Source organism: Nocardia sp. CC227C (assembly GCF_030767025.1).
Lineage (GTDB): Bacteria > Actinomycetota > Actinomycetes > Mycobacteriales > Mycobacteriaceae > Nocardia.
The window spans coordinates 142019-162959 of sequence record NZ_JASITE010000003.1 but is presented as its reverse complement, the minus strand read 5'-3'; the positions used below and the strand labels follow the sequence as shown (position 1 = coordinate 162959).

The window sequence follows — 20941 nt, the reverse complement described above, 5'->3', positions numbered from 1 at the left end:
CGGCGGTCCGGGTCGCCACGGCCGCCGCCAATTCGGCCACCGTGGGGGTGTCGACAATGGTGCGCACCGGCAGCTCCACCCCGAATTCGGCGCGGATCCGCGCGGCGAGCCGGGTGACGAGCAGCGAGTGCCCGCCGAGGTCGAAGAAGGAGTGGTCGGCGCTGATCCGATCCCGCGCGAACAGGCGGGCGAACAGGGCGCACATGCGGCGTTCGGCGTCGGTGGCGGGTTCGCGGTGCCGACGCCGGGCCGCCGGGTGCGGCGCGGGCAGGGCGCGCTTGTCGAGCTTGCCGCTTGCCGTCCGGGGGATCGCGTCCACCAGTGCGAACGCGCGCGGGACCATGTAGTCCGGCAGCACCGCGGCGGCGTGCGCGCGGACCTGCTCGATATCGACGGTCCGGTCGGCGGCGGGCACCAGGTACGCGGCGAGCATCGGGCCGGTGGCCGGATCGTCGGCGACGACCACCACGCAGCGGCCGACCGCGGCGTGCGCGGACAGCACCGACTCCACTTCGCCGAGTTCGATGCGGTGGCCGCGCACCTTCACCTGCTCGTCGGCCCGGCCGACGAACTCCAGCTCACCGAACTCGTTGCGGCGCACCAGATCCCCGCTGCGATACAGCCGGGCTCCGGGCGTGAACGGGTCGGCCACGAAACTCGCGGCGGTCGGGCCCGGGCGGCCCAGATAGCCGCGGGCCAGCTGCGCACCACCCAGATAGAGTTCACCCACCACACCGGCGGGCACCAGATTCAGCGCCGCGTCCAGCACGTAGGCGTGCACATTCCGATTGGGTACGCCGATGGGCACGATGCCGGTGCCCATCCGTCCGTCCACCGGCATATGGGTGGCGCAGACGACCGCCTCGGTCGGCCCGTAGTGATTGCGCAATTCGGCGTCGAAGACCCCGGCGAACCGGTCGGCCACCTCACCGGGCAGCGGCTCACCGCCGACGGGCACGCGGCGCAGCGCCCGCCACGCACTGATCTCGGGCAGTTGCAGGAAGGTGCTCAACATGGAGGGCACCATGTGCAGCACCGTGACCCCCTGTTCGGCGATCAGCTCCGCGACATAGCGGATATCTTGGAACGCATCGGGTTTCGGCACCACCAGCCGAGCGCCGAGGGCCAGCGTGACGAAGATGTCGAGCAGCGAGGCGTCGAAGCCGACCGACGACGATTGCAGCAGTCGGTCGTCGGAGGTCATCCCCCAATCGGCGATGAAGCTCAGCACATGCTCGGCAATGGCCGCGTGCGCGACCGGAACGCCCTTGGGTCTGCCGGTCGATCCCGAGGTGTAGATGACATAGGCCAGGTTGGCCGGACGCAGCGGACGCACCCGGTCGGCATCGGTGGGCGTGGTCTCCGGCAGCGCGGCGGCCAGCTCCTCCGCCACTTCCAGATCCGCCCGGCTCAGCACCAGGCGCGGACCCGCGTCCTCGATCAGGAAGTCGACGCGGTCGTCGGGGTCGGCCGGGTCGATGGGCAGGTAGGCGGCGCCGGCCTTCAATACCGCGTAGACGGCCACCAGGAACTCGATCGAGGCGCCCGAACGCAGCCCGATCAGGTCCTCGGCGCCGATGCCTTCGCGAATCAGCCAGTGCGCCAACCGGTTCACCCGGCGATCGAATGCGGCGTAGGTGAGTTCGGCGGTGTCGGAGACCAGGGCGATCGCGTGCGGCGCGGCGGCGACGCTGCGCTCGAACAGGGCGACCATGGTGGTGGGCGCGATCTCCGCGACCGCACCGCGCGAAGCGGCGATAACCGCGTCGCGGTCCCGGGCGCCGAGCATGTCCAGGTCGCCGATGCGGCGGTGCGGTGCGGCCAGCGCGCTGTCCAGCAGCCGCACATAGTGCTCGAGCATGGACTCCACCAGCGGGCGGGTCAGCACGTCCACCTGGTATTCGGCCTCCACCAGCGCACGGCCGTCGCCGTCGGTGACCACGGCCAGCGCCAGCGGCACCTGCGCGGTGGGCGCGCCGAGTTCGTCGAGACGGGTGGAGGTGACGCCGTCGAGCGCGAACCCATGGGTGCTCTCCCGGGTGCTGAAGCCGAGTCGCACCAGCTGGTCCATTCCGTCGCGCCCGGCCACCCGTTCCGGGTCGGCCTCGCGCACAATGCGCTCGATGCCGACATGGCGGTGTGCGAGGGCCTCCCGGTGGCGGCGCTCGGTGGCGGCGACGAGTTCGGCGAAGGTCGCGGCGGGATGCGGGGTCAGGCGCAGCAGCAGGGTATTGCCGAAGTAGCCGATCAACCGGCGGGCGGCGGCCGAGCGCCGGTTGGTGACCGGTATCGAGATGAGGAAATCGCCCGCGGCGGTGTAGCGCTCGATCAGCACCGCACAGGCGGCCAGCAGCACCGCGAACGGGGTGACGGCGTATTCGCGCGCGCAGGCGTCGACCCGGTCGAACAGTTCACGGGGCAGCGCGACGGTGGCGCGATCGGCCCGGGTGGACGGATTCACCACGGCCGCACCGGGCAGCAGCAGCGGTTCGGGCAGTGGGCGCAGGGTGGACCGCCAATAGGCGACAGCGGTCGCATCGGTGGTGGCCGCGGTGTCAGTGGCGGCGACGTCGTCAGTGGCGGCTGCGCCGTCGGAGGCGGCCACATCGGTGCAGGCGGCCACGTCGGTGGCGAGAGCGGCACCAGCGGTGTCGGCGTAGACAGCGGGGGCGGCGGGGTCGACGACGGCGGTGTTCGCGGTGTTCGCGGCGGTGTCGGGATCGGCGGGGACCTCGATATCGCGGAATCGCGCTGGCGGTGCGCCCATCTCGTGGCCGTTGTAGGCGGCGTCGACCTCGGCGAAGAACACCGCCCAGGAGTCGTCGTCCCAGCAGATGCGGTGCACCGCGAGCAGCAGCACATGCTCCGTGGCGGCCGTCCGCACCAGGGTCGGGCGCAGCGGGGGCTCCGCGGCCAGGTCGAAGCAGCGCGCGAATTCCCGGCGGGCCAGCACCGCCACCCTCCGGGGGCGGTCGGCCGGGGGCAGACCGCTCACGTCATGCATCTGCCACGGGATCGAAATCCCCTCGGAGCACACCTGATACGGTTCCCCTTCGGCATCCATCCCGTAGGTGGTGCGCAGCACGTCGTGGCGGGCCGCGACCGCGTCGACGGCGGCGCGCAGTCGCGCGGGGTCCAGCGTGCCCGACAAGCGGTAGGCCACGCAGATATTCAGCGTGGTGTCCGCGGGATCGCGAGTCTGGAGGAACCACATGCGCCGCTGGCCCGCCGACAGCGGGTGGCGGTCGAGGGCGGGGCCGACGGTATCCGACATGCAAATTAGCATAGGCTATCCTTACTGACCGAGTGATCGAGGTAACGACCGAACGGAGTTCCACCCCTATGAACCGGACGTACGTGCTCGAGCGCGAGCTGACCGACATTCCCGAGAACGTCCGCACCGCGCCCGCACCCGTCGTTCCCGACTTCGACCATCCCTACGACCTGCGGATCGTCGATGCCGACGGTGCCGACCCCGAACTCATCACCGAGTGGATGCACCGGCCGCACCTGGTCGAGACCTGGGAGCAGGACTGGCCCTCGGCCAAGCGCCGCGACAACTGCGCCGCCCAACTGGCCGGAACCTTCTCCCGGCCATGCATTCTCGGCTACGACTTCACCGCGGCCGACCTGCCCGAACTGGGCCGCCAAGAGGTGGCCTACGTCGAGCTGTACCGGCCCGCCAAGGACGAGATCGGCACCCTGTACACCGCCGACCCGCGCGACATGGGCTTCCACATCGCCACCGCCGAGCCGAAGCTCATCGGCCGCGGGGTGATGTCGGCCTGGATGCGGGAGCTCGCGACCAGGGTCTTCGCCGCCGAACCCGAATGCCGCCGCATGATGTGCGACCCCGACCACCGGAACGCGCCCATGCGCAAGGCGCTGACGAAGAACGGCTGGACACACCTGGGCGACTTCGATATTCGCCCCGATCGCCGTATCTCGCTGTACACCCTGCCGCGCGCGGCCGGGGACGTGCCTGCCCTGCGCTGAACCCGACCGCGCCTCGTCCGCCGCCGCACGGGCGGCGGGCGAGGCGTTTCGCTCATCCGGCGACGGCGGCCCCGGCCCGGACCGGAGTCCGGTGGCGACCCGGAACCGTCCGCAGCACCCGATCCGAAAGTTCGCCCAGGCAGCTGAGATTCGGAAATCCGGGCCCCTGCGCCAACGCCGCCATATTCGGCAGGTACAGCTTGTTGTCGAGTTCGGCGACCGCCAGGTCGTAGCCGATGGCCGCCTCCACGCGCTCCTGCGTGATCGGTCCCCCCACCGCCAGTTCGAGCAGATCGGTCGCGGCGGCGTCCAACAGCTCCAGATACCAGAGCGGATCACCGCCGGTGGCATCCACCACCAGGTCGTAGGTGTGCACCTGATCCGGTCGCAGCTCGTTGCGCAGCGTCACCGCTACGCCGTCGCCTTGATCGACGGTCCGCACCACGCGGCCCTGGAGGTGGTGAACGCGATTGTCCCCCAACAGGGTTTCCTGCACCCGCACCGAGAAGACGCCGCGATCGGTTCGGCGGATCACGTCACGCCGCTCGGCCATGCCCAGCGAACCCCACCGGACGGGGTCGCTGAAGAGGGAATTCTCGAAGTAGCCCTCGCCCCGGGTGTAGATGGTGGCCTTCGGCGTGATCACCGAGATGGACAGCATCTCGTGCCGCACCAACTCGTCGAGCGCGGACCCCGCCGTCTCGCCGCCGCCGACCACCGCCACCCGCGAGGAGGGCGGCAGGCGGCGTTTACCCGCCAGATCCCAGAACTCGGCGATGCTCAATACCTTCGGATGGTCGGCCAGTGCCCGGTCGCTGCGCCCGGGACCGGTGATCATGACCGCGTCGCAATCGATTTCGCAGGTCTCACCCGCGGCGTCGGCCACCGTCACCAGCCAGCCGTCATCGGCGGCGGCAATGGTGCGCACGGTGCCGAGCACCAGTTCGACATCGGTCTTGCGGCCCACCCATTGCAGGTACTTGGCCCAGACGTGGTGCTGCGGGCTGGGGCGGCCGCGGTCGATCCACTCGGCGTAGGTGCCGTGCTCGATCAGGAACGCGGTCCAACTGAAGGCCGTCATGCCCTCGTTGAGCGCCTGATTGTGACCGCGCGCCCAGGTGGAGTGGTAGGGAAAGCCCACATCCTTCTCCGGGCTGGTGCCCAGGCGGTGCTGGCCGTCGGTCCACCCCCCGCTGGGCAACCAGTTTCCGCCCACCGCATGGGCTTCCACCACGACCACCCGCGGCGCGGGCAGGCCGAGCCGCCGCAATACGTGCGCTTTCGCCGCCACCGCCATGGCTTTCGGCCCAGCACCGACCACCAGAAGTGTGTCCACCGGTTCTCCTGCCCTCCTGTTCGGCGTCAATGCGCCGTCTCGCCATCCCACCCCAATATTTGCATAGGCTTACCTTATCTACCGGACTCCCGCTTGCCCAGACCGCCGCAGCGGTGCACGGCGAGCGGAACGACCGGCCGCCGCCGGTACTCCCGCTCGGCGCACTCGCCCCTGAATCGCACCGTCGAACCGAAATCCTGAATATCGGAATCCCTTCCCATGGACCGGCGTTAAGGGTGGAATGACCACTACCGACGCCCGTTCCTCGCATGAGCCCGTCGTAGACCCCGGCACCGAGTTCGGTAAGCACGCCACCGAGCGGTTCCGGAAGGACACCGTGGCCTGGCTGACCACGGTCGGATCGACCGGCACGCCACAGCCGAATCCGGTGTGGTTCCTGTGGGACGGCACCGAATTCCTCATCTTCAGCCAGCCCGATCAGGCCAAGCTGCGCAATATCGCGCGCAATGCGCGGGTCTCGCTGCATCTCAACAGCACCGAGTCCGGTGGTGACGTCGTCATCGTGACCGGTGACGCGCGGATCGATCCCGAGGGCGCGACACCGCCCGAGATCGTGCAGTACACCCGCAAGTACACCCGGGGCCTGGTGGATATCGGGATGACCGACGAGCAGTTCTACTCCGAGTACTCGGTGGTGGTGCGGGTTCGACCCGACCGGCTGCGCGGCTTCTGAGACTCCCGGCCGCGCGGACTCCGCGTGACGCCGTCCACACCCGCCCCCGCCTGCGAGATCATCGCTCGGCCCACACCGATAGGGTCGAGCCGGTGAGACGCAGGCAGCAACCGCCGCTACCCAAGCGGCACGGGCTCGACCCGGCACGGTTGCGACTACCGGAAGACGGCCACTGGGCCACCGTCCGCGACCACCTGGTGGAGCGGCTGCCGCGGGTACCCGCGCACCGCATCGACGAACTGCTGCGCGAGGGCGGGATCGTGGACCTCGACGGTCCCCTCGCCCCCGACGCCCCCTACGTTCCCGGCGGGGCGATCTGGTTCCACCGCGATCTGCCCGACGAGACAGCCGTGCCGTTCGACATCGGCATCGTGCACCGCGACGAGTCGATCCTGGTTGTCGACAAACCGCACTTCCTGGCGACCATCCCGCGCGGACAGCACATCCTGGAAACCGCCCTGGTGCGGCTGCGCCGGGAACTCGACCTACCGGATCTCGTTCCGGCCCACCGGCTCGACCGCGTCACCGCCGGGCTCGTGCTGTTCGTCGTCGACCCGGCCCGGCGCGGGGCATACCAGACCCTGTTCCACCGGCGACTCGTCCACAAGGAGTACGAGGCGATCGCGCGCTTCGATCCGAAGCTGGAGCTGCCGCGCGTGGTGCGCAGCCGCATCGTCAAGGAGCGGCAGGTGCTGCAGGCGTACGAGGTGGACGGCGAACCCAATGCCGAAACCGAGGTGGAACTGCTCGAACACCGCGACGGGCGGGGCCGCTACCGACTGCGGCCGCGCACCGGGCGCACCCATCAGCTGCGCCTGCATATGAACGGACTCGGGGTGCCGATTCTCGGCGACGACTTCTACCCCGAACTCACCGACAAACCGGTCGACGATTTCACCCGGCCGCTCCAACTGCTCGCCTCCGCACTCGCATTCACCGATCCGGTGACCCGGGAGCCGCGGCGATTCATGACAAAACGGACTCTTCAGGCGTGGGACGATCCGCGTGGCTGGGCTGGGCCTGAGAATTAGTTCGCACTTCGCCACATCCGGATGCTTTCTCAGAATATGAACGTAGACTGGCCGCGATGTCTCGAAATGATAACGGCGCGGTCGCCGTCAGCCCGGCTCCGGCGGCCCCGCAGTCCCGGAGGCTGCACGCGTATATCGACGTCGCCGTTGTCATCGTCGTCCTGACCGGCACTAATCTCATCGCGCACTGCACCACCGCCTGGGCCAATATCGTCACCGTGCCCGTTGCCGCGGTGATCCTGCTGGCCATGGTGCGCCGCCGGGGACTGAGCTGGGCCGACCTCGGACTGTCCCCGCGACACTGGCGCACGGGTTCGCTGTGGGCGCTCGGCGCGGTGGGGGTGGTGCTCGCCGCGGTCGCCATCGGTGCGGCGCTGCCGATCACGCGGCCGTTCTTCCTGGCCGATCGGTACGCCACCATTTCCGGCGCGCTCATCGCCTCCATGGTCGTCATCCCGCTACAGACCGCGATCCCCGAGGAGCTGGCCTTCCGGGGCGTACTGCACGGAACCCTGGACCGGATCTTCGCGGCCCGTGGCGTATTCATGGCGGGTTCACTGCTTTTCGGGCTCTGGCATATCGCCTCGTCGCTGGGGCTGACCAGCGGCAACAAGGGGCTGTCGAGTTTCCTCGGCGGCGGGCCGCTGGGGCAGGCGCTCGGGATCGCGCTCGCCGTCCTGGTCACGGCCGCCGCGGGTGCGGTGTTCACCTGGCTGCGGCGGCGCAGCGGCAGCCTGCTCGCACCGATCGCCTTCCACTGGGCCGTGAACGGCGCGGGGGCGCTGGCGGCGGCGGTCGTCTGGCACGTCACGCTGCACTGAGCTATCTGACTGGAACTTGTTTCAGTAATTTTCCGAAAGTGCCGCGCGGCCAACTGGACGCTCGCTAAGGTTCGCTGGTCCGCATCTGATGCGGGTAGGCACCCGAGGAGTTTCCCCCATGACGAAGTCCGTGAACAAGCGCGTCGCGCGACGGGCCGGTGTCGGCGTCACCGCCCTGGCCGGGATGGCCTGTTCGGCGGCGATGACGGCGCCCTACGCGACCGCCGTCCCCACCGGCCTGTCGGTCAATGCCCGCACCATCTACGAGGCGTGCACCTACGAGATCACCGCGACCGTGGACCACTGGTTCGAGGTCTGGTTCCACGACAGCGGCCGGGTCATCCAGGGCAGCCCGGTCGAACCGGTCAACGGCAAGGCCACCATCCAGTGGACGCCGACCTTCGCGGGCACCCACACCCTGGCCGTGCTCCAGGGCTCGGCCTGGGAACTCAAGGTGAACGTCCTGCAACCCACCCTCACCGGCAGCGCCACCTGCGGTGCGTCACCGCTGGGCTTCCTGGGCTCGTAGCACCCCCCCAGACCCGGTTCGGCAGGGCTCGGCCCCCCGAACCGTCCCGGGGGCCAGGTCGGCACATTTCCTCTGTTCCCTCGCCGGCCTGGCCCACCCCCGGGCATCGCACCACAGGTCGGCCCGCCCATCGGGGCGGGCCGTCGCCGTCGCTACCGGAGCGCAACGACACCCTCGATCTCGCAGTGCCGCTGTGCCTTTCGGTTCTCGACCCCGAGGAATCCGCGAACAGTCGGCCGCTCCCGAACTCACCGGACGTAGACGTGCACGTACCACACACCAGGTGGTCGGGACCACACCGCGCACGTACCGTGGTGACCATGGCGCTGACGTTGCAAGATCGACAGGAATTTCTCGCCCAACCGCACATCGGTGCGCTCGCCGTGGCCGTCGCCCCGGACCGCGCACCGCTCAATGTCCCGATCTGGTACCAGTACGCACCCGGTGGCGAACTCTGGATACTGACCGGCGTCGAATCCGCCAAACTTCGGCGGCTGCGCGATGCCGGGCGGTTCAGCCTGATGGCGCAGGTACTCGAACCGACCATCCGCTACGTCACGGCGGAGGGGCCGATCACCCGGGTGGAGCCCATGACCGACGCCATGCACCGGGAGATGGCCGCGCGCTATCTGCCGCCCGAGAAGGTGGACCCGTACCTGAAAATCGCCGAATCACACGGCGACCAGGTGGCCGTGTTCATGCGCCCCGAGAAGTGGCTCTCCGCCGACCTGGGTGACCTCAGCGAACTCGGCTGACCTGGCTGATCGGACCGTTCGACCCGGGCCCGCCTCCCGACCTGGGAGGTGGGTCTTCGCGTTCCGACCGACCTCTTCGCCCCTGCCCTGAGCACGCTCGCCGATCCGACGTAAGCTGCGGTTCTCCCGCTATCGCCGAAACCCCGCGTTTCCCCGCTCGACCACCGTCAGCGAAAGGTAGCCATGTTCAGGATCGTCGCGGCCACGACCGCGCTCGGACTCGCCCTCGGTGCCGCCCTGCTCGGTTCCACCGCGAAAGCCGCTGCGGCAGTGCCGTTTCCCGCCGTCGTGACGCTCGCTTCCGCCGGAACCTGCGCGGGCGAGATCAGCGCGGTGGCGCTGCCGGGTGATGGGGTGGCCGCCATCTATCTGCGCGGCACCTTCATGACCCCGGTGCCCCAGCCCGCCTGTCTGGCGACCGCCACCATCGCCTGGCGCAACCTCGACAGCGGCGCCTCGGGCACCGCCGCGGCCGATGTCAGCGGTGGCCCCGGCGGGCGGCCCGGCCCCATCACGGGCGCGGTGCTGCCCACGGGTCCGGGCCGTGTCGAGGCGTGGGTCTCGACCGTGCCGCTGCCGCACCTGCCCAGCACGGTCAGCTTCACCGTCGGCTGAGCTGCGGTAACGCCCGTACCACCCGATTCGACATACCCTGGGAACTCTCGCGGAGCGGGCTCGTACACAGCCGCCCCACTCGTCGGCACGCTGGGCAGCACCCGCAGCGATGCGCGAGCACGCCGACGACGGCACGACCACACTCGTCAGCGAAAGGCAGGCTCCCATGATCGCCACTCTCGGTCGCACCGCGGTGCTCGGCATCGCCGTCACCGCCGCGCTGGTCGCCACCACCGGCACGGCCTCGGCCGCCACCACCTTCTCCCCCACCTACACCCTCGCCACCGGGTGGACCTGCGCGGGCGAGGTCAGCGGCACCGCCATCCCGGGCCCCAGCGACTACAGCGCCCCCGGCGAGGCCGCCGTCTACCTGCGCGGCACCTTCTGGAGCGTCACCCCCGGCTCCCACCAGTCCGGCTGCTCCGTCACCGCCACGGTGAACTGGCGCAACCTCGACACCGGCGCGACCGGCTCCACAGCCACCGTGGTCGTCGGCGGCCCCTCCGGCGAGACCGGCCCGGCCACAGGCGTTCTGCTGCCCACCGGTCCCGGCCGCATCGAGGCGTCGGTCTCCACCGCGCCCCTCCTGCACCACCCCGGACAGGCCGCCTTCACCGTCGACCCGACCTGATCCACCGGCGGCAACCGCCGAGCCCCACCGACCCGCCGTCGGCGCGGGCCGACCCTCCCGGGTGCACGGTTCAGCGGCTCGGGTCCGTTCGAGCGGGAGCAGACCACTGCCGGGGTGGCACAGTGGTGTGATGAGGTTCGATGATCTGCCTCGCACGGCCGCTTGGCGGCATCGCGGGGCACGCGACGGATTCGAGGTCGTCTTCCCGCGCGTCACGGATTCCGGCGTCCTGCTCGACGGCCACACCACCGCGGTCGAGAACGCGCATTGCTGGTCGGTGGGGTATTCGATCGAACTCGACGCATACTGGCGTACCCGCGCGGCGCGCGTGACCGTACGCGACGAGAAGGGTTGGCGGACGGTCCGATTGGCGGCGGACGGAGAGGGGCGGTGGACCGTCGACGGGCAGCCGGCGCCCGCGCTGGAGGGGTGTGTCGACATCGATCTGGAGGCATCGGCCTGCACCAACACCTTTCCCATCCACCGACTGCCGCTGGCTGTCGGCGTGGATACCGCCGCCCCGGCCGCCTATGTGCATGTGGCGGTGCCGACGGTCACTCGGCTGGAGCAGCGCTACCGCCGCCTGCCCGATGCCGGTCCGGGACACCGATTCGATTACGAGTCACCGGAATTCGACTTCCGGGCCACGCTGGAGTACGACGCGGCCGGGCTGATCGTCGACTATCCGGGCATCGCCGTGCGGGAAAGGTAGCGGGACCTCAGCAGTAGAAGCAGACGCCGTTCGCCGGGAGCTGGGTGAAGCAGGAGGGGCAGACGGCGACGCGGGCTTCCTCGGCGGGCTTGGGCTCGGCCTTGCGGGCGGAGGCGTTGCGGCTGGCGGCGACCTTCGGTGTGAGCGGCGGAATGCCGCCGTCGGCGGGCACCTCGCCGTACGCGGCGTAGCACTGCCAGCGGGCGTAGGCGGCATGCAGTTCGAGGTCGGTGGGAATGGGCAGACCCGCCACCTCGAGGATGTACTTGTAGTGGTCGCCGACCTTGTGGTTCTGTCGCACGCACAGTGCGGCCAGCGGCGGTTCGCCCGCGGAGTGGCAGCGCCGGGTCACCTTGCGCAGAATGGCGTCCATCCAGGTGCGGGTGGGCGCGTCGGTGTGCACGCCGGACATCTCCTGCACACGCTCGGCCAACTCGTTGACCGTTACGAAATGTCCGTATTCCGAGGCGGTTTCGACCAACACCTCGTGCGCGGCCAAGGCCCACGCCACCGAGGCGTCGCGGAACGACACCGCCTCTCCATCACTCGCCCGCCAAGCACCCGAAGCCGTAGTCACCGCAGTCATAGCACCAAAGAAGATAGCGGTCCGGCGCCGCTCGCGCCAATACCACGGCCGGTGTGTGAGAGATCTGCGCGACACGAATGCCCGCGACACGAATGCCGCTGTGCCGGAACGCCCGAAGGCCCGCTTCCCCCGAAACGGGAAGCGGGCCTTCGGATAACGGACAAACCAGTCACCTGGTCCGGGGCCACGGGGCGACGCCCCGGGGTACCCGTGGGGCCGGAGCCCCGCGAGTCCTACTTGGCCTTCTCCAGGACCTCGACCAGACGCCACCGCTTGGTGGCCGACAGCGGACGGGTCTCCATCAGCTGCACGCGGTCGCCGATGCCGGCGATCTCGTTCTCGTCGTGCGCCTTGACCTTCGAGGTGGTCCGGATGATCTTGCCGTAAAGCTTGTGCTTCACGCGATCCTCCAGCTCGACCACGATGGTCTTGCTCATCTTGTCGGAGACGACGTAGCCGATGCGCACCTTGCGCGAGCCACGCTCCTCCTGCTTGGCCGGCGTCTTGGCCGGGCCCTTTACGTCGCTCATGCCTCCACCTCGCTAGCGCTCGGCTCCGGCATGACCGACGCGTCGGCTGTATTCATTGTTCGCTCGCTTCGCTCCCTCATGCGGCGTCTCCCTTGCCTTCAGGACCGGTGGCCAGGCCGAGCTCGCGCTCCCGCATGACCGTGTAGATGCGCGCGATCTCGTGCTTGACCACGCGCAGGCGCCGGTTGTTCTGCAACTGGCCGGTCGCCATCTGGAAGCGCAGGTTGAACAGCTCTTCCTTGGATTCGCGCAGCTTGGCGACGAGCTCGTCTTCGGTGAGCTCGCGCAGCTCTGCAGCCGGAGTTCCGGTAGCCATCAGAACTGCTCCTCCCTGGTCACGATCCGGCACTTCATCGGGAGCTTGTGCATCGCGCGGCGCAGGGCCTCACGAGCGGTCTCCTCGTTCGGGTAAGACATTTCGAACATGACCCGACCGGGCTTCACGTTCGCGACCCACCACTCGGGCGAACCCTTGCCGGAACCCATGCGGGTCTCGGCCGGCTTCTTGGTGAGCGGGCGGTCCGGGTAGATATTGATCCAGATCTTGCCGCCACGACGGATGTGGCGGGTCATCGCGATACGCGCCGACTCGATCTGCCGGTTGGTGACGTAGGCCGGCTCCAGAGCCTGGATGCCGTACTCGCCGAACGCCACCGAGGTGCCGCCCTTGGCCATGCCAGAGCGCTTGGGGTGATGCTGCTTGCGGTGCTTGACCTTGCGAGGCATCAACATAGGTCAGCCCTCCTTGGACTCTGCCGGAGCGTCGGCCACCGCGGTAGCGGTGCCCTGACGCCCGGCCTCGGTGCTGGTCGCCGTGGTGCCCTGGGCACCGGAGCGACGCGGACGGCTCGGCCGCTCACGACGCTCGCGACGCTCACCGGACGGCGCGGCGGTCGCGGTGACCTCACGCTTGCCGCCGACGATGTCGCCCTTGTAGATCCAGACCTTCACGCCGATGCGGCCGAAGGTGGTCTTCGCCTCGTACAGGCCGTAGTCGATGTCCGCACGCAGGGTGTGCAGCGGCACGCGACCCTCGCGGTAGAACTCCGAGCGCGACATTTCCGCGCCGCCGAGACGGCCGGAGCACTGCACACGGATGCCCTTGACGTTCGGCGAACGCATGGCCGACTGGATGGCCTTGCGCATCGCGCGACGGAACGCCACACGGTTCGACAGCTGCTCGGCCACACCCTGAGCGACGAGCTGCGCATCCGACTCGGGGTTCTTGACCTCGAGGATGTTCAGCTGCACCTGCTTCTTGGTGAGCTTCTCCAGCGCGGCGCGGATGCGGTCGGCCTCGGCGCCACGACGGCCGATCACGATGCCCGGACGCGCGGTGTGGATGTCCACCCGCACGCGGTCACGGGTGCGCTCGATCTCGACCTTCGAGATGCCGGCCCGCTCCATGCCGGTGGCGAGGAGCTTGCGGATCGCGACGTCTTCCTTCACGTAGTCCGCGTACTGCTTGTCCGCGTACCAACGCGACTTCCAGTCGGTGGTGATACCGAGGCGGAAGCCATGGGGATTGATCTTCTGTCCCATTTACTTTGCCCCTCCCTTCCGGCGGCTACGAGCTGCAGCGCCGGCAGTGGGCACGCTCTCGACCTCGATGGTGATGTGGCTGGTGCGCTTGCGAATCCGGAACGCGCGGCCCTGGGCACGCGGCTGGAAGCGCTTCATGGTCACGCCCTCGTCGACGTAGGCCGTCGAGATGACCAGGGTCGCCGGGTTCAGACCGAGGTTGTTCTCGGCGTTGGCCGCGGCGGAGGCCACGACCTTGGCGACCGGCTCGCTGGCGGCCTGCGGAGCGAACCGCAGGATGTTCAGCGCGTCCTCGACCCGCTGGCCGCGGACCATGTCCACGACGCGGCGCGCCTTCATCGGGGTCACGCGAACGTGCTTCGCGGTCGCGCGCGCGCAGGGATTCTGAGTTTCAGCGCTCATCGGCGCTGTATTGCTCTTCGCTTCGCTCATCGCCGCTTGCTCTTCCGATCTTCCTTGACGTGGCTCTTGAACGTGCGGGTCGGCGCGAATTCACCGAGCTTGTGCCCAACCATGTTCTCCGACACGAACACCGGCACGTGCTTGCGGCCGTCGTGGACCGAGAACGTGTGGCCGATGAAATCGGGGATGATGGTGGAACGACGCGACCAGGTCTTGATGACCTGCTTCGAGCCCTTCTCGTTCTGGACGTCCACCTTCTTGAGGAGGTGTTCGTCGACGAACGGGCCCTTCTTGAGGCTGCGTGGCATCTTTAACCTCCTCCTTAACGCTTCTTGCCGCGGCGGCGGACGATGAGCTTGTCGCTCGGACGGTTGGGCTTGCGGGTACGGCCCTCGGGCTGGCCCCACGGCGAGACCGGGTGGCGACCACCGGAGGTCTTGCCTTCACCACCACCATGGGGGTGGTCGACCGGGTTCATGACCACACCACGCACGGTCGGGCGGATGCCCTTCCAGCGCATACGGCCGGCCTTGCCCCAGTTGATGTTGGACTGCTCGGCGTTGCCGACCTCGCCGATGGTGGCGCGGCAGCGCACATCGACGCGACGGATCTCGCCGGAGGGCATACGCAGGACGGCGTAGGAGCCTTCCTTACCCAGCAGCTGGATGCTCATGCCGGCGGCACGGGCCAGCTTGGCGCCGCCACCCGGACGCAGCTCCACCGCGTGGATGGTGGTACCGGTCGGGATCGAGCGCAGCGGCAGGTTGTTGCCGGGCTTGATGTCGGCGCCGGTGCCGGACTCGATCTTCGTGCCCTGGGTGACGTTCTTGGGCGCGAGGATGTAGCGCTTCTCGCCGTCCGCGTAGTGCAGCAGGGCGATGTTCGCGGTCCGGTTGGGGTCGTACTCGATGTGCGCGACCTTGGCCGGGATGCCGTCCTTGTCCAGTCGACGGAAGTCGATCAGACGGTAGGCGCGCTTGTGGCCGCCACCGCGGTGCCGGGTGGTGATCCGGCCGTGGGCGTTGCGGCCACCGGACTTGGTGAGCGGACGCAGCAGCGACTTCTCGGGGGTCGAGCGGGTGATCTCGGCGAAGTCCGAGACCGAAGCACCGCGGCGACCCGGGGTCGTCGGCTTGTACTTACGGATTGCCATGAGTTCTTCTCTGCTTTCTGGAGCTCCAGCCGCTTACGCGACCGGGCCTCCGAAGATCTCGATGGGCTTGCTGTCGGCCGAGATGGTCACGAGCGCGCGCTTGGTGCTCTTGCGCTTGCCGTAACCGAAGCGGGTCCGCTTGCGCTTGCCCTGACGGTTGGCGGTGTTGACGCTGGTCACCTTCACACCGAAGACCTTCTCAACGGCGATCTTGATCTGCGTCTTGTTCGAGTCCGGGTGCACCAGGAAGGTGTAGGTGCCTTCTTCGATCAGCCCGTAGGACTTCTCGGAGATCACCGGCGCGAGCAGGATGTCGCGGGGATCGGCGATGGTGGTCACTTGCTCTCCTCCTGTGCAGCTTCGGCGGGGCCGTGCACGAAGGCGTTGAGCGCCTCGACCGAGAAGACCACGTCGTCGCTCTTGAGGACGTCGTAGGTGTTCAGCTGGTCGGGAGCGATCGGGTGCACACCCTGCAGGTTCGCCACGCTCTTCCACGCGGTGAGATCTTCACGGCCGACCACGACCAGGATGTTCTTCCGCTCCGACAGCTCGGCGAGGAAGGACTTCGCGGTCTTCGTCGACGGACTCTGGCCGGGGACCAATTCCGTGATCACGTGGATGCGCTCGTTGCGGGCCCGGTCCGAGAGGGCGCCACGCAGCGCGGCGGCCTTCATCTTCTTGGGCAGCCGCTGGCTGTAGTCGCGCGGCTGCGGGCCGTGCACGGTGCCACCGCCGGCGAACTGCGGCGCGCGGGTCGAGCCCTGGCGGGCGCGGCCGGTGCCCTTCTGGCGGTACGGCTTCTTGCCACCGCCGGAGACCTGGCCCCGGGTCTTGGTGGCGTGCGTGCCCTGGCGGGCCGCGGCCTGCTGGGCCACGACGACCTGGTGCATCAGCGCGATATTGGCGGTCGCGTCGAAGATCTCCGCGGGGAGTTCGACGGTGCCCTCGGTCTTGCCGCCCGGTGCCTTGACCGGGAGGGAAAGATTCGCCTTCTTCTCGGCGTCGGATTTCTTAGTGCTCACAGCGCTCACGCCCGGGCACCACCCTTCACTGCACTCTTGACGATCACGACGCCGCCCTTGCGGCCCGGGATCGCGCCCTTGATCAGCAGCAGGCCGTTCTCGGCGTCCACCTTGTGGACCGAGAGGTTCTGCGTGGTGACGCGGTCGTTACCCATGCGGCCCGCCATGCGCATGCCCTTGAAGACACGGCCGGGGGTGGAGCAACCACCGATCGAACCCGGACGACGGTGCACGGCCTGCGCACCATGCGAGGCACCCTGGCCGCGGAAGCCGTGGCGCTTCATGGTGCCCGCGTAACCCTTGCCCTTGGAGGTGCCGGTCACGTCGACGTAGCTGCCCTCTTCGAACACGTCGGCATTGATCTCCTGGCCGACCTCGAAGGTGGAGGCGTCGGCGACGCGGATCTCCACGATGTGGCGGCGCGGAGTGACGCCGGCCTTGGCGAACTGGCCGGAGACCGGCTTGTTCACCTTGCGCGGGTCGATGGCGCCGAAGGCGACCTGGACGGCGGAGTAGCCGTCGCGCTCCTGGGTGCGGATCTGAGTCACGACGTTGGGACCAGCCTTGATGACGGTCACCGGAACGACGCGGTTCTTCTCGTCGAAGACCTGGGTCATGCCGAGCTTGGTGCCCAGGATGCCCGCTGCCGGGCGGCTCTTGTTGTCAGTCATATCTGAAGTCCCCGTCACTGAATGTTGACGTCGACGCTGGCCGGGAGATCGATGCGCATGAGAGCGTCAACCGTCTTCGGCGTCGGGTCGAGGATGTCGATCAGCCGCTTGTGCGTGCGCATCTCGAAGTGTTCGCGCGAGTCCTTGTACTTGTGCGGCGAACGGATGACGCAGTACACGTTCTTCTCGGTCGGCAACGGCACCGGGCCGACGACACGGGCGCCGGTGCGGGTCACCGTCTCGACGATCTTGCGCGCAGACGCGTCGATCGCCTCATGGTCGTAGGCCTTGAGCCTGATGCGGATCTTCTGTCCCGCCACGCTGAGTGTCCTTTTCTCCGCTTACGTTGTGGCACCGGAGCTTTCGCTCCCGAACCACCCTCATTTGCACAGCCCGAACACACGAAGACGCATCAGCTACCAACTCGACCGGGGCGCACCCCGCTCCGTCACCGCTGTTCATCTGTCATGGTTCTTCCGGTCCACGCGGTCGGGCGTGTCGCTCAGCCGCTCATTCCTCGGCCCGGGATGAAATCCGCTGAGCCTCGGAACCTCGTTCCGGACGCACCCGCGCCGCATTCGGCCGGGCACAAAATTGGGTCCTGCTCACCCGCCACCACCAGCGCCTTTCCGCAGAACAGACACAGCCCGGTGCGGGCAACCCGAACAGTATGCCTCGAGGCGAGGGGCGATCTCAAATCGCCCCCTCCCCGCTCCAGCCGCCGATGGCGCTGGTCACACGGCCGAAGCAATCTCCGAAGGACAGGTTCGCGTGTCGGACAACGGGTAGGCTACAAGGTATGGCAAAGATGACCGTCCGACTGCCCGACGATCTAACCGAAGCAATCAAGACCGAAGCGAACGGGAACGTGTCCGCATGGGTGGCGAAGGTCTGCGAGGAAGCCCTGTTGCGAGCCGCTGTACGCATGGAACTGGCGGCTGAGCGCAGGATACCTACCGCCTTCACCGCTCACGACGACCGCGATGCCGAGATGGAGGAATTCCGGTCTTGAGCCACTCGCGCGGCGAAGTGCGCGCCTATCAGGCGCTCGGCCGCATCCGGAACGTTCTCGTCGTCAGTGCCGACCCGGTCAACACGGAGGGCGCATGCGTCTGCGTCGACGTCACCGATGTCATGCCGATCAGCGAGAACGTGGCCCTGTCGCTCAGCGTCGCAGTGGGAAATGACCTGTACGCGAAGTGTCTGAATGTTTCCCGCGTGAATCCCGACAACCTCCGCGATCTGCTTTTCACAGTCGACGCCAGCGTGATGGACAGCGTCGACCGCACCTTGCGACGACTACTGGCACTCTAGCCACGTGCTCACTTCGCTCGTATCTTACTTTCGAGTAAGATACCGCTCATGAGCAATGAGACCTCCACCCTGCGCGGCTGGAAGAAGCTGCCCGACAATCGGCTGGGCCACGCCCTGTTCTCGCTCGGCATGGTCGCGCGGGTGCCGTACTTCGGCACGGTGCTGCCGAGCGTGGTGCGCCTGGAGCCCGGGTTGTGCGAGGTGACCGCGCCCAAGTGGTTCGGCATCCACAACCACCTCGGCACCTTCCACGCCATCGCCGCCTGCAATCTGGCCGAGGTCGCCATGGGCATGCTCAGCGAGGCCACGGTCCCCACCACCCACCGGTGGATTCCGAAGGCCATGAACGTCCAGTACCTCGCCAAGGCCGACTCGGGGCTGCGCGCGGTGGCCGCACTGCCCGAGGTCCCCGACTTCGACACCATCATCGAGGGGCGGGACCTGATCGTCCCCGTCTCCATCTACGACAAGACGGGCCTGGAGGTCGTGCACGCCGACATCACCACCTGGGTGACACCGAAATAGTCGCGGCGGCGGTCCCCCTCAGATCCCCAGCATTCGCTTGACCCGCTTGCGATCCGCCTTGGCGAAGTCCTCCTCCTTGTTCAACCGCCGCGTCCGCGTGGATGGTTTCTTCTCCAACAGGTGATTCTTGTTCGCCTGCGCCCGCCGCAGCTTCCCCGTTCCGGTCACCTTGACGCGCTTGGAAATTCCTTTGTGCGACTTGTTCTTCGGCACTCGAACCACCATCCCTGAAGCGCCGGACGCCGTGCGGATATCCCTCCAGGGTAGGGCTCGCGGCACCCGGACGAGTCCGAATCCGAAAGCGCCGCTGCGATCTTCGAGTAGAAAAGAATTCATAGGAGATAATTCCGGCAATTCACGTCGCACGGCCGTTGCCGATGACGACCGCGCCGCGAATGACAACCTTGCCGCGAATCACGCACGGGGAGAAGGTCAGGAGGCCACGCAGACGACGTAGCGGCGTTCGGCGTAGACGAAGCCTTGGTCACCCGCGGAGCAGGCGTTGACGTCGGTGGTGTCGCGCTTGATCTCGACCACGCGCACGCGGCCGGGGGCGGCGGCGGTGCAGTCGACGGGGGTGGCCGTATCGCCGGACAGGTCCATGCAGGTACCGGGGACCCAGGCGATGTCGAGACAGAGCGCGTCGTGCTCGCCGTCGGGGAGAGTGCGTCGGTGCGACCGGTCGATGTCACCCGGGCAGGGTGCGCCGTCGGTGGCCAGATGGGTGACGGTGTAGGCGGAAGTGCCGCTGCCGCAGGCGGTTTTCGCCAGGCCGGAGTCCGGGCCGCCGACAGCCACGCAGTCGCCGACGGTCAGTTGCAGCTCCGGGCTGCCCTGGCTGGCGGTCTTGTGCACGAGGGAGGTCGAGGGAGCGGAGGTGGTGGCGGCCGCGATACCGGGCTGCACCACGCCGTCGATGACGACGGCCTCGGTGGTCGCCACCGATGTCGTTGTGGCGCCGCGGTTCTCCACCGCCGCGGCGCGGCGCTCGGCGACCTGGGAGAGGACGGCGGCCAGCGCGCCGGCGGTCGCCAGCGCACCCACGATGACGACGCCCGCGAGAGCGATTCCGGCTCGGGCCTTCCGAGGCGACATTTTCCTGCCCTTCCCTGCAATGCTCCGAACCTCAGGCCCACCCCGTTCGAAGTGTCGACGATAACGACAATCAGGACATGTCATACACCACCCGCCAGGGCACCGTCGAGTTGTGAATGTGCATGTTTTTACAACGCAATTTCGGGCAAATGTCCAGATTTCATTCTGATAACGATGCGGCCTTCGGTCTCGCCAATCTCGTTTGTGGGCACCAAGGTTCGAACGCTGTAAACGTTCGTACATTCGGCCTGCGCGGGTCGAGGGTTTGCCAGAAGGAATTTCCTGAATGAAGTTCGGCCGCTTCGCCACCGTCGCGTTCCTGACCGTCGCCGCTGTGGGAATCACCGCTGGCGGTGTCGGCGCGGCACCCGAGCCCACCCCCCGCGAGCTCGCCGCCAGCGGCGATGACCAGGGCGTCCGCTATCACGCCGTACTCTCCGACTTCTCCCGGACGCTGACCACAGCGGTCTCCGGCGGCAGCTTCGCGGTCGACGACGACGCCACCGCCGTCACCCTCACCTCCGACGCCGGGGAGGTGGTTGCCACGGTGCCGCTGGCCTACGAGATCTCCGGCACCACCGTCGAAGTGGCGCACCACATTTCCGACGACGGACGCGAACTCGCGCTCGAGCCCACGGTGACCGCGAGCGAGATCGGCGAGATGCAGCCGATCAACTCCATGGCCCGGCTCACCAACGAGATCAACGAGAACGTGGTGGGCGTCGTGGCCGGCGGCCTGCTGGGCGGCCTCATCGGCACCGTGCTCGGCATGGGCTTCTTCAGCATTCTGACCGGGCCGATCGGCCTGCTGGTCGGTGCGATCGCCGGTGGCTACGCCATGGGCGGGCAGCCGTTCCTGGACGCGGTCACGGCCGTGGTGAGCGGCCAGCCCTGAACCGCCGCGGCTGACCGCGGCCGGTCCCGGAAGCCGGTGCGGGGACCACGGGCGGTCTGGCGTCCGCCGGGCACGGCTGTTTGAAT

Annotated in this window: 28 protein-coding genes and 1 pseudogene; 13 read left to right on the top strand and 16 right to left on the bottom strand. The window is 68.3% G+C overall.

What is annotated here, in order from left to right:
* Positions 1 to 16: 16 nt before the first annotated feature.
* Positions 17 to 3286 (bottom strand): annotated as a pseudogene (locus QMO76_RS06745) (amino acid adenylation domain-containing protein); the annotation flags it as partial.
* A gap of 56 nt (positions 3287 to 3342) precedes the next feature.
* Here QMO76_RS06745 and QMO76_RS06740 point away from each other — a divergent pair.
* Entirely contained in the window at positions 3343 to 3996 is a 654-nt protein-coding gene (locus QMO76_RS06740) for a GNAT family N-acetyltransferase (RefSeq protein ID WP_306360320.1), read from the top strand.
* A gap of 52 nt (positions 3997 to 4048) precedes the next feature.
* Here QMO76_RS06740 and QMO76_RS06735 read toward each other — a convergent pair whose 3' ends face one another.
* Complete coding sequence (locus tag QMO76_RS06735) at positions 4049 to 5332, bottom strand: SidA/IucD/PvdA family monooxygenase (RefSeq protein WP_306360319.1); 1284 nt, start codon at positions 5330 to 5332, stop codon at positions 4049 to 4051.
* Positions 5333 to 5573: 241 nt separating this feature from the next.
* Between QMO76_RS06735 and QMO76_RS06730 the strand changes: the two genes are divergently transcribed.
* The 8 genes from QMO76_RS06730 to QMO76_RS06695 all read left to right on the top strand — a co-directional run bounded on the left by QMO76_RS06730 (position 5574) and on the right by QMO76_RS06695 (position 11120).
* The gene (locus QMO76_RS06730; protein WP_306360318.1) at positions 5574 to 6026 is read left to right on the top strand and encodes a TIGR03667 family PPOX class F420-dependent oxidoreductase; all 453 of its coding nucleotides are present in this window, start codon (positions 5574 to 5576) and stop codon (positions 6024 to 6026) included.
* Positions 6027 to 6118: 92 nt separating this feature from the next.
* Positions 6119 to 7057: an RluA family pseudouridine synthase gene (locus QMO76_RS06725; protein ID WP_306360317.1), complete on the top strand. Its 939-nt coding sequence runs from the start codon at positions 6119 to 6121 to the stop codon at positions 7055 to 7057.
* Positions 7058 to 7113: 56 nt separating this feature from the next.
* Complete coding sequence (locus QMO76_RS06720; RefSeq protein WP_306360316.1) at positions 7114 to 7878, top strand: CPBP family intramembrane glutamic endopeptidase; 765 nt, start codon at positions 7114 to 7116, stop codon at positions 7876 to 7878.
* A gap of 118 nt (positions 7879 to 7996) precedes the next feature.
* Positions 7997 to 8407 carry a hypothetical protein gene (locus QMO76_RS06715; RefSeq protein ID WP_306360315.1) on the top strand — a complete coding sequence of 137 codons (411 nt, stop codon included), beginning with the start codon at positions 7997 to 7999 and terminating at the stop codon, positions 8405 to 8407.
* A gap of 320 nt (positions 8408 to 8727) precedes the next feature.
* Entirely contained in the window at positions 8728 to 9162 is a 435-nt protein-coding gene (locus tag QMO76_RS06710) for a pyridoxamine 5'-phosphate oxidase family protein (protein ID WP_306360314.1), read from the top strand.
* A gap of 183 nt (positions 9163 to 9345) precedes the next feature.
* Positions 9346 to 9777 carry a hypothetical protein gene (locus QMO76_RS06705; RefSeq protein WP_306360313.1) on the top strand — a complete coding sequence of 144 codons (432 nt, stop codon included), beginning with the start codon at positions 9346 to 9348 and terminating at the stop codon, positions 9775 to 9777.
* 109 nt (positions 9778 to 9886) lie between these two features.
* Positions 9887 to 10408 carry a hypothetical protein gene (locus QMO76_RS06700; RefSeq protein WP_306360312.1) on the top strand — a complete coding sequence of 174 codons (522 nt, stop codon included), beginning with the start codon at positions 9887 to 9889 and terminating at the stop codon, positions 10406 to 10408.
* Positions 10409 to 10538: 130 nt separating this feature from the next.
* Positions 10539 to 11120 carry a putative glycolipid-binding domain-containing protein gene (locus QMO76_RS06695; RefSeq protein ID WP_306360311.1) on the top strand — a complete coding sequence of 194 codons (582 nt, stop codon included), beginning with the start codon at positions 10539 to 10541 and terminating at the stop codon, positions 11118 to 11120.
* A gap of 7 nt (positions 11121 to 11127) precedes the next feature.
* Here QMO76_RS06695 and QMO76_RS06690 read toward each other — a convergent pair whose 3' ends face one another.
* The 12 genes from QMO76_RS06690 to rpsJ all read right to left on the bottom strand — a co-directional run bounded on the left by QMO76_RS06690 (position 11128) and on the right by rpsJ (position 17346).
* A complete protein-coding gene (locus QMO76_RS06690; RefSeq protein WP_306360310.1) occupies positions 11128 to 11652 on the bottom strand; it encodes a hypothetical protein in 525 nt (174 codons plus the stop codon).
* A gap of 287 nt (positions 11653 to 11939) precedes the next feature.
* The gene (gene rpsQ, locus QMO76_RS06685) at positions 11940 to 12236 is read right to left on the bottom strand and encodes a 30S ribosomal protein S17 (RefSeq protein WP_029923615.1); all 297 of its coding nucleotides are present in this window, start codon (positions 12234 to 12236) and stop codon (positions 11940 to 11942) included.
* Between the two features lie 76 nt (positions 12237 to 12312).
* Positions 12313 to 12552 (bottom strand): 50S ribosomal protein L29, encoded by a 240-nt coding sequence (gene rpmC, locus QMO76_RS06680; RefSeq protein WP_029923614.1) that lies wholly within the window; start codon positions 12550 to 12552, stop codon positions 12313 to 12315.
* Complete coding sequence (rplP, locus tag QMO76_RS06675) at positions 12552 to 12968, bottom strand: 50S ribosomal protein L16 (RefSeq protein ID WP_029923613.1); 417 nt, start codon at positions 12966 to 12968, stop codon at positions 12552 to 12554. Before rplP ends, rpmC begins: the two co-directional genes overlap by 1 nt.
* A gap of 3 nt (positions 12969 to 12971) precedes the next feature.
* Positions 12972 to 13778 (bottom strand): 30S ribosomal protein S3, encoded by an 807-nt coding sequence (gene rpsC, locus QMO76_RS06670; protein WP_306360309.1) that lies wholly within the window; start codon positions 13776 to 13778, stop codon positions 12972 to 12974.
* Positions 13779 to 14180, bottom strand: coding sequence for a 50S ribosomal protein L22 (rplV, locus tag QMO76_RS06665; RefSeq protein WP_306360637.1), 402 nt, complete (start codon positions 14178 to 14180; stop codon positions 13779 to 13781).
* Between the two features lie 26 nt (positions 14181 to 14206).
* Positions 14207 to 14488 (bottom strand): 30S ribosomal protein S19, encoded by a 282-nt coding sequence (rpsS, locus tag QMO76_RS06660; protein ID WP_029923610.1) that lies wholly within the window; start codon positions 14486 to 14488, stop codon positions 14207 to 14209.
* 14 nt (positions 14489 to 14502) lie between these two features.
* Positions 14503 to 15333 carry a 50S ribosomal protein L2 gene (rplB, locus tag QMO76_RS06655; protein WP_029923609.1) on the bottom strand — a complete coding sequence of 277 codons (831 nt, stop codon included), beginning with the start codon at positions 15331 to 15333 and terminating at the stop codon, positions 14503 to 14505.
* A gap of 33 nt (positions 15334 to 15366) precedes the next feature.
* Positions 15367 to 15672 carry a 50S ribosomal protein L23 gene (rplW, locus tag QMO76_RS06650; RefSeq protein ID WP_029923608.1) on the bottom strand — a complete coding sequence of 102 codons (306 nt, stop codon included), beginning with the start codon at positions 15670 to 15672 and terminating at the stop codon, positions 15367 to 15369.
* Positions 15669 to 16364 (bottom strand): 50S ribosomal protein L4, encoded by a 696-nt coding sequence (gene rplD / locus QMO76_RS06645; protein ID WP_306360308.1) that lies wholly within the window; start codon positions 16362 to 16364, stop codon positions 15669 to 15671. Before rplD ends, rplW begins: the two co-directional genes overlap by 4 nt.
* Positions 16361 to 17026 (bottom strand): 50S ribosomal protein L3, encoded by a 666-nt coding sequence (rplC, locus tag QMO76_RS06640; RefSeq protein ID WP_143982819.1) that lies wholly within the window; start codon positions 17024 to 17026, stop codon positions 16361 to 16363. Before rplC ends, rplD begins: the two co-directional genes overlap by 4 nt.
* Positions 17027 to 17040: 14 nt before the next feature.
* Complete coding sequence (gene rpsJ / locus QMO76_RS06635) at positions 17041 to 17346, bottom strand: 30S ribosomal protein S10 (RefSeq protein ID WP_003938093.1); 306 nt, start codon at positions 17344 to 17346, stop codon at positions 17041 to 17043.
* 479 nt (positions 17347 to 17825) lie between these two features.
* Here rpsJ and QMO76_RS06630 point away from each other — a divergent pair, with 479 nt between their 5' ends.
* Genes QMO76_RS06630 through QMO76_RS06620 form a run of 3 tightly spaced genes read left to right on the top strand, consistent with a single transcriptional unit; the run spans position 17826 to position 18865 of the window.
* On the top strand, positions 17826 to 18038 hold the full coding sequence (locus QMO76_RS06630; protein WP_306360307.1) for a hypothetical protein: 213 nt from the start codon (positions 17826 to 17828) through the stop codon (positions 18036 to 18038).
* Positions 18035 to 18340, top strand: a complete 306-nt coding sequence (locus QMO76_RS06625; protein ID WP_306360306.1) for a type II toxin-antitoxin system PemK/MazF family toxin — start codon at positions 18035 to 18037, stop codon at positions 18338 to 18340. Before QMO76_RS06630 ends, QMO76_RS06625 begins: the two co-directional genes overlap by 4 nt.
* A 48-nt stretch (positions 18341 to 18388) precedes the next feature.
* A complete protein-coding gene (locus QMO76_RS06620; protein WP_306360305.1) occupies positions 18389 to 18865 on the top strand; it encodes a hotdog fold domain-containing protein in 477 nt (158 codons plus the stop codon).
* Positions 18866 to 18883: 18 nt separating this feature from the next.
* On the opposite strand, the gene rpmI is transcribed toward QMO76_RS06620, so the two are convergent.
* Entirely contained in the window at positions 18884 to 19090 is a 207-nt protein-coding gene (gene rpmI, locus QMO76_RS06615) for a 50S ribosomal protein L35 (protein ID WP_306360304.1), read from the bottom strand.
* 207 nt (positions 19091 to 19297) lie between these two features.
* Positions 19298 to 19960: a hypothetical protein gene (locus QMO76_RS06610; protein WP_306360303.1), complete on the bottom strand. Its 663-nt coding sequence runs from the start codon at positions 19958 to 19960 to the stop codon at positions 19298 to 19300.
* A 286-nt stretch (positions 19961 to 20246) separates the two neighbouring features.
* Between QMO76_RS06610 and QMO76_RS06605 the strand changes: the two genes are divergently transcribed.
* Positions 20247 to 20855, top strand: a complete 609-nt coding sequence (locus tag QMO76_RS06605) for a hypothetical protein (RefSeq protein WP_306360302.1) — start codon at positions 20247 to 20249, stop codon at positions 20853 to 20855.
* Positions 20856 to 20941: the final 86 nt, after the last annotated feature.